The organism is Paraburkholderia lacunae (assembly GCF_003353175.1).
Taxonomy (GTDB): Bacteria; Pseudomonadota; Gammaproteobacteria; order Burkholderiales; family Burkholderiaceae; genus Paraburkholderia; species Paraburkholderia lacunae.
The window spans coordinates 1-1,170 of sequence record NZ_QHKS01000094.1 but is presented as its reverse complement, the minus strand read 5'-3'; the positions used below and the strand labels follow the sequence as shown (position 1 = coordinate 1,170).

The following is a 1,170-nucleotide window of genomic DNA, read 5'->3' as shown; positions in this document are numbered from 1 at the left end:
TTACTCGAGAATCTTGGCAACCACACCTGCACCGACCGTACGACCGCCTTCGCGGATTGCGAAGCGCAGACCTTCTTCCATCGCGATCGGGTTGATCAGCTTCACCGTGATCGACACGTTGTCGCCCGGCATGACCATTTCCTTGTCCTTCGGCAGCTCGATCGAGCCCGTCACGTCCGTCGTACGGAAGTAGAACTGCGGACGGTAGTTGTTGAAGAACGGCGTGTGGCGGCCGCCTTCGTCCTTGCTCAGCACGTACACTTCTGCCGTGAAGTGCGTGTGCGGGTTGATCGAACCCGGCTTCGCCAGAACCTGGCCACGCTCCACGTCTTCACGCTTCGTGCCGCGCAGCAGGATACCGACGTTGTCGCCCGCCTGACCCTGGTCGAGCAGCTTGCGGAACATTTCCACGCCCGTGCAGGTCGTCTTCACCGTCGGCTTGATACCGACAATTTCGATTTCCTCGCCGACCTTGATGACGCCGCGCTCAACGCGACCCGTCACCACCGTGCCGCGACCCGAGATCGAGAACACGTCTTCCACCGGCATCAGGAACGCACCGTCAACTGCGCGCTCCGGCGTCGGGATATACGTGTCCAGCGCGTCGGCCAGGTTCATGATCGCCACTTCGCCCAGCTCGCCCTTGTCGCCTTCCAGCGCCAGCTTCGCCGAACCCTTGATGATCGGCGTGTCGTCGCCCGGGAAGTCGTACTTCGACAGAAGTTCGCGCACTTCCATCTCGACCAGCTCCAGCAGCTCAGCGTCGTCCACCATGTCGCACTTGTTCAGGAACACGATGATGTACGGAACGCCAACCTGACGCGCCAGCAGGATGTGCTCACGCGTTTGCGGCATCGGGCCGTCGGCTGCCGAGCACACCAGGATCGCGCCGTCCATCTGCGCTGCGCCCGTGATCATGTTCTTCACATAGTCAGCGTGGCCCGGGCAGTCAACGTGCGCATAGTGGCGGTTCGCCGTTTCGTACTCGACGTGTGCCGTGTTGATCGTGATACCACGTGCCTTTTCTTCCGGCGCCGCATCGATCTGGTCGTATGCCTTCGCTTCGCCGCCAAACTTCTGCGTCAGAACCGTCGTGATCGCTGCCGTCAGCGTGGTCTTGCCGTGGTCAACGTGACCGATCGTGCCGACGTTCACGTGCGGCTTGGTCCG

Annotated in this window: 1 protein-coding gene; it reads right to left on the bottom strand. The window is 61.8% G+C overall.

The features are described 5' to 3' along the window. Window positions 1-1,170: elongation factor Tu (gene tuf / locus DLM46_RS38880; RefSeq protein ID WP_244306550.1), on the bottom strand; the 1,170-nt coding region annotated here is incomplete at its 5' end.